The following is a 6,681-nucleotide window of genomic DNA, read 5'->3' on the forward strand; positions in this document are numbered from 1 at the left end:
ACATTATTTAATCATAGAGTTATATTCCACTTAAAAATTCATATGATTGTCATAATCACACTCTAGAATTATCAAATTTAGCCGATCAAATCAATACTTTTCTGTCAGAAGATGATGGAATATGTAACGACTCACGATATTTGGCCACCGTTCTCCGTGCAACATCAATCCCCTCATCTTTTAATAAATTGGCAATTGTGTTATCAGACAATGGCTTGCGTGGGTTTTCCGCAGCTATCAACTTTTTAATCATGGCACGAATGGCCGTAGAAGAACATTCACCACCTGAGGTTGTACCCACATGACTGGAAAAGAAGTACTTTAATTCGAATAAACCACGCGGTGTTAAAATATACTTGTTGGTGGTCACCCGTGAAACAGTCGATTCATGTAACTCAACTTCTTCTGCGACATCACGCAGCACCAAAGGACGCATTGCTTCAGGGCCTTGCTCTAAAAATGCTTTTTGATGTGTGACAATACAACTGGCAACTTTTAATAAAGTTTTATGACGTTCATCAATACTTTTAATAAAATTCTTTGCGTCTAGCATCTGATTTCTTAAATATTGATTATCGGCACTTTGGTCGGCACGGCGAATCATTCCCGAATAAAATGAATTAATTCGCAGCTTTGGCACAATGTCTGGATTTAACTGGACTTGCCAATGATCTGCCTTTTTCATTACAACAACATCTGGAATTTGATATTCTGCATCTGATGATGCAAATTCACTCCCAGGATAAGGCTTTAAGGTTTTCATTAAACCAATTGCCACTTTAAGTTGCTCTGCATTTAAGCCTGTTTGTTTCATGAGTTTATTTAAGTCATTGGCCACTAATAATGGATAAAAGGCCAACAACTTTAAGGCTTCATTTTTATAAGCGGTTGTATTTGGTAAACTTTCAAGTTGAACCTGTAAACATTCAGCTAAATTACGAGAGCCAACCCCAACAGGTTCTAAGCGTTGTAAATATTTTAAAACTGCAATGACTTCATCATCTTCAACGTCATTATCCAATTCAATTTCGGCTAATAAATATTGAACCGATGCGGTAATTTCAGCAACTTCCGCATCTAAGAAGCCTTTTTCATCTAACGCATCGACAATGCAATAGGCAATCAATTTATCAACTTGAGAAAAATGCAGTAAGTTAATTTGCCCAAGCATATGCTCTTTTAAACTTGAACTGACTTGGCGATTATCTTCGCGTTCTTCAAAATCTGAGGTTGCCATAGACGTTGACTGATGCGTATAAATATCATTCCAATCGGTATCGACAGGAAGGTCATCAGGCAAATAGTCCGCATTCAATTGATTGGTTAAATCTGCTTTATCTTGTTCACTATCTGCCGTTACTAAATGCTCCGCAGTACTGCTCAATTCTTCAACTTTTTCTAATAAAGGATTACTTTCTAATTGAATTTGAATTTCTTGTTCTAACTCTAAGCTCGAAAGTTGCAGTAATCGAATCGCTTGTTGAAGTTGAGGTGTCAGAGACAATGAATTAGAAAGTTTTAATCCAACTGATAACTTCATGACACTATCCTAACTGTACCAAAGCAATTTCTATGCCGTTAAAATCTTTTATAGCATATCGTTACTTAAAAACATACCAATGCTATCAATTATCTAGAATAGCAATAAAGTCGCCCACCACACATAAAAATTGCTTCTCGCCTATTTTATAAATTGATGTAAAAAGGTTACCTCGACTTGACCCTATAATTTGAACAAAATTAACATAAGAATCATCTAACTATGTTCGAGAATACACTTGTCAAATCCAATAACAAAAAAGCAGTGCCTTCATTTATGCAGCCTTATAGCCTTAACCGCAACTTTTGTAGGTTGCACGACGCTTGGCCCAAATAATGGCTCAGTTGCATCGCGTTCCGTGAAGCTTTCATCAGGTTTACAAACAGCTTATCGGGTGTCGCCAACTAAAGCCATGCAATTGTCTCCAATGATTATTCAAAGCGCCGATCAATATCAAGTACCGCCCTTATTACTTGCTGCATTAATTCGCCAAGAATCTAATTACAATCCCGCAGCGCAGTCAGGTACAGGCGCAATCGGATTAACACAAGTGATTCCAAGTTATTGGCAAACGCAGTGTGGTGGAAATCTATTTGATGAAGCAGCCAATATTCGTTGTGGGGCTTATATTTTGAATCGCTATCATGCCAGTGCGGGCAGTTGGTTCAAAGCCACCGCTTATTATAATGTTGGGCCAACGGGCTATGAGTCGAGCTTTTGGACACGGCATAAAGCCAAGAAATATGCACGCCAAGTCAAACAACACGAAAAAGACTTAAAAGCTGCGCTATAAAGTAACGCAATTTTGCCCAAGCAAACACTTGGGCAATTCTGCCTTAAAGTGATTTTAAATATGCCACAATGTCTAAATTTTCTGCCATTTCGGCAAGCTGTAATGCGCTATATTCGGCTTTATAGTGAACATCAGCACCTTGCTGAATCAGCATTTTTACCACATCTAAATAGTTATTTTCAGCTGCTGCTTGTAAAGCACTATAACCTTCTTCATCGGTTTGATTCGGATCTACACCTGCGGACAGCAACTGTTGAATTTGTGTGATATCTCCAAGTGATGCCCAATACACCAATTCAGGTAAATGCAGTTCATCATCTTCAGGGAGTGCAGAAAAAGAATTAATTTTCATCATGATTGGCCTTATCAAAATAACAAGCTTACAGCAAATGCTATGCGTATTTTTCACATTTTAACGGCTGATCGGCTTATAATAAAAGTTTTTATGACTTGTAAAACTACATGCTTTCTCTTGTTCAGTTTCTTTCCCGCTTTTCAGCCACGACTTTGCAACGTAGCACAAGTTATCTGAAAAAGATTGATTCAAGTACACTAGAAATGAATCAAACGGGCGATGAAATTGAAGTCTATGCCCAAATTTCAGGCACCGATCATTACGACAGTTATATTTATTACAGCACAAAAAAACAAAAAATTATTGAAACCGATTGTAGCTGCCCTGTTGGTCATAACTGTAAACATAGCGCAGCACTCGCACAGTGGTTTTATACCAAGCACTTAAGTAAAGATGCACATATTAACATCAATAAAGCAGAAGCAAATCCAGCCAAAGTCCAGTTTTGGCTAAATCAAGTCCAAAGTACTTTAGACAATATGGAACCAAACTCTGCCGAGCAGCTTGAGCAGGCACGGCAATTTATTTACGTCTTACAACAAAAACAGGTCTTAACTGGCGATGTACTGAAAGTTCGCCGTCTACGTTCAGGCGAATTACGCGATGCAAAAACCTATACCATGTTTGATAATATCGCACAGCATCGACTTCAAATTCCTCAATCAGAACGACAGTTATTCCAACGCTTATATTATCATTCACAGATTCAGCAAAAGAACAGCCTTTATCGCCCCGAACTCACGCTCACACAGTTACCGCTTGAGCTACTACAACAGCTGATTGCATCAGGCGACTGTTATTGGCATAACTATAAAAGTGCTCCGTTAGCATGGTCAACCGAAGTGTATCAGCTCGATTTACAATGGGAAGAAAATCCAAAAACATTGTATGAAAAATTGGTGATTGATCTCATTTTACCCAATGCCACCAAAGCAACGCTCACCGCCGAATCACAAGATTTTAAAATTATTTACAGCAAGCCAATTGTCGTCATTAACGTTAAAAATAGTACCGTGCATGCTTTAGAACAACAGTATCCAGGCGAATTTATTCATCAAATTTTAAATATGCCTGAAATTCCAAAAGATGTGATGCTCAAGGTTAATCAGACCTTTGAAAAATATCAACTGACCAAAAGTTTACCCAAAGCTGAAAGTGTCAAAAACTTAACCCAACTTTATGGGCAACCCAAACCGATTTTACGTTTTGGTGGCGCTGTTTCTTCGGCATTAGGTATTGCAACCCGAGAGTTAGGGCTTGGTTTAGCTGAAATTTATTTTGAATATGAAGGTGGAACGACACCTGCCCGTGCTGAACACACTTTTTTCTATGGCAAAAAATTAGGAAAAAGCGTTTGCCAACATCGTGATGTACTTGTAGAAGAACAGCAGATTTTACAACTACAACAACTGATTGCATCACTGCAATGGTTAAATCAATTACCGTCCTTAGCTTCGGTTACTGCACAACACCAAGCTTATGTTTGTGCCAAAGATACCGATTGGATTCAGCATTTAATTCCAAACAACCAAATCGAACAACTCGGTTGGCAAGTTGAACATTTAGCAGACAGCCCATTTGACTTACAACAAGCGCAAAATATTCAACTTTCTTTGAATGAATCAGAATATCAACAAGATTGGTTTAAAGTCGGTGCGACGATTGAAGACAGTCAAGGTAACCGCTACGATTTAATCGAAATGTTGGCCAGTTTAGTACAGCGCCATCCTTATATTGTTGAACCTGAAGCGATTAATGACTTAGACGATGCAGGCTTTTTTACCATTAAAATTGGCAAAGATCAGCCAGATTTAGTACTCAATGTTAAAGATATTAAACCCATTTTGCGTCATCTAGGTAGCATTTTACAGCAAGATGATGCCAATATTGATCGTTATGATGCAGTTCAACTGATTGAACTCCAACATCATCTAGGCATGCCTTGGCAAACCAATGATCGGCTGAAAAATTTTGTAGCGCAATTAAAACAAAGCTATCAACAACAAATTCCAACGCCTAAAAACTTTCAGGGTGAACTGAGAAGCTACCAACAGCAAGGTTTGGGCTGGCTTCAGTTTTTACGCCAAACCGATCATGGTGGTATTTTGGCGGATGATATGGGCTTGGGCAAAACTGCACAAACCCTCGCCCATTTACTCATGGAAAAACAGGCAGGACATTTAGAAAAAATGCCTGCGCTGATTATTGCGCCCACCTCATTGATGCATAATTGGTTTAAAGAAGCTGCAAAATTTACCCCTGATTTAAAAGTATTAATTTTACAAGGAAGTAATCGCCATCAACATTTCAATCATCTTCAAGATTATGATGTTGTGCTCAGCACCTATCCATTATTAGCACGAGATGAACAACAATTATTACAATATCAATTTCATCAACTTATTTTAGATGAAGCACAAATTATTAAAAATCCAAATGCCAAGGCAGCCCAAGTAGCACGACAAATTCAGGCCAAACATCGCCTGTGTTTAACAGGTACACCCATGGAAAATCATTTGGGTGAATTATGGTCATTGTTTTATTTTTTAATGCCGGGCTTTTTATCAACCCAAGAAAAATTTAACAAAAATTATCGTCATCCAATTGAAAAGCATGGTGATCAGCCTGCACGTGAAAAACTAGTCGGTCGAATTAAACCGTTTATTCTACGTCGACTCAAAACCGAAGTCGCCAAAGAATTGCCTGCAAAAACCACCATTGAAGTCAATATTGACATGAATGAGCAGCAATCAAAATTATATGAAGCCGTTCGTGCCACCATGCAAACCAATATTCGCCAAATTATTGCCGAAAAAGGTTTCAAACGTAGTCAAATCCAAATTCTAGATGCATTGCTTAAACTACGCCAAGTCTGTTGTCATCCAAGTTTATTAAAACTTGATACGATTAAAACATCACAAGCCAAGTCGGCCAAGCTAGATCATTTATTAGAAATGGTCACATCGATGGTTGAAGAAGGTAGAAAAATTCTCATTTTCTCTCAATTTACCAGTATGCTACAGCTAATTGAAAATGGCTTAAATGCTGAGAATATTCATCATGTAAAACTGACAGGTCAAACAAAAAAACGTGATGAAGTGATTCAAGCTTTTCAAGAAGGTCAAGTGCCTGTATTTTTAATTAGCCTAAAAGCAGGTGGGGTTGGATTGAACTTAACCGCTGCCGATACAGTGATTCATTATGACCCATGGTGGAACCCTGCTGCAGAAGACCAAGCATCTGACCGCGCATGGCGAATTGGACAGGATAAACCTGTGTTTGTATATAAACTCATTACTAATCAAAGTATTGAAGAAAAGATTTTAGCCTTGCAAAAAAGTAAAGCACAACTTGCTACTTCAATTCTAAGCACTGACCATGAAGGTCAAGTGAAAATTACCGAGAATGATTTAATGAAATTGTTTGAGGAGTTCTGAGAAGTTGAATAATTTTTAAAAATATAGATTTAATCTGACAATTACCTATAGGTGAGTAATTATCAGATAAATTTTAAACTGTGGTGTTTCAAAAAGTATGTTGGCATTCAACGAATGCCATTGTTGATATAAAAGAACACTAAATCAAAGATTTTAAAATGATTCTCAAGCTTTTAGGATAAATTGCAGCTTCGCTTGATTCGATGCCATATTTTACAGTGGTAATTTTGTCCCATTTGTCTTTATACTGTCGCTCAGGCAAGTAGGACATTTGATTTGTAGAGTGATTAGCATTTCTCTATAGTATCAAATTCTTACCTGTTTTTCTTTCAGCATACCTTTTGAAATACTACCTAACATTTTATCCCCCACAAAAAAACACCCCCAACTGTTGTTGGGGGTGTTTCGAATAATGAGCTGGCGATGACTTACTCTCACATGGGTAACCCCACACTACCATCAGCGCTAAGAGGTTTCACTTCTGAGTTCGGGAAGGGATCAGGTGGTTCACTCTTGCTATTGTCGCCAGCACAACTTGTATGCTTACTCGTTTGGT

4 protein-coding genes and 1 rRNA gene are annotated in these 6,681 nt (G+C 38.0%); 2 read left to right on the top strand and 3 right to left on the bottom strand.

What is annotated here, in order from left to right; translation table 11 throughout:
* Nucleotides 1-85: 85 nt before the first annotated feature.
* A complete protein-coding gene (locus tag FXN70_RS10925; RefSeq protein WP_324647497.1) occupies nt 86-1,540 on the bottom strand; it encodes an RNA polymerase factor sigma-54 in 1,455 nt (484 codons plus the stop codon).
* Between the two features lie 250 nt (nt 1,541-1,790).
* On the opposite strand from FXN70_RS10925, the gene FXN70_RS10930 reads away from it, so the two are divergent.
* The gene (locus FXN70_RS10930) at nt 1,791-2,333 is read left to right on the top strand and encodes a lytic transglycosylase domain-containing protein (protein ID WP_324647501.1); all 543 of its coding nucleotides are present in this window, start codon (nt 1,791-1,793) and stop codon (nt 2,331-2,333) included.
* A gap of 43 nt (nt 2,334-2,376) precedes the next feature.
* Here the strand turns inward: FXN70_RS10930 and FXN70_RS10935 are convergent, their stop codons facing one another.
* Nucleotides 2,377-2,685, bottom strand: coding sequence for an ankyrin repeat domain-containing protein (locus tag FXN70_RS10935; protein WP_324647502.1), 309 nt, complete (start codon nt 2,683-2,685; stop codon nt 2,377-2,379).
* 110 nt (nt 2,686-2,795) lie between these two features.
* Here FXN70_RS10935 and FXN70_RS10940 point away from each other — a divergent pair, with 110 nt between their 5' ends.
* Entirely contained in the window at nt 2,796-6,125 is a 3,330-nt protein-coding gene (locus tag FXN70_RS10940; RefSeq protein WP_324647498.1) for a DEAD/DEAH box helicase, read from the top strand.
* Nucleotides 6,126-6,540: 415 nt separating this feature from the next.
* Here the strand turns inward: FXN70_RS10940 and rrf are convergent.
* Nucleotides 6,541-6,655 (bottom strand): 5S ribosomal RNA (gene rrf / locus FXN70_RS10950).
* Between the last annotated feature and the right edge of the window lie 26 nt (nt 6,656-6,681).

The organism is Acinetobacter sp. MD2 (assembly GCF_035615575.1).
In the GTDB taxonomy this organism is placed as follows: domain Bacteria; phylum Pseudomonadota; class Gammaproteobacteria; order Pseudomonadales; family Moraxellaceae; genus Acinetobacter.

Coding starts and splice junctions, on each gene's coding strand:
- FXN70_RS10940 (WP_324647498.1), top strand. CDS start 2,796: ATGCTTTCTCTTGTTCAGTTTCTTTCCCGCTTTTCAGCCACGACTTTG.
- FXN70_RS10925 (WP_324647497.1), bottom strand. CDS start 1,540: ATGAAGTTATCAGTTGGATTAAAACTTTCTAATTCATTGTCTCTGACA.
- FXN70_RS10935 (WP_324647502.1), bottom strand. CDS start 2,685: ATGAAAATTAATTCTTTTTCTGCACTCCCTGAAGATGATGAACTGCAT.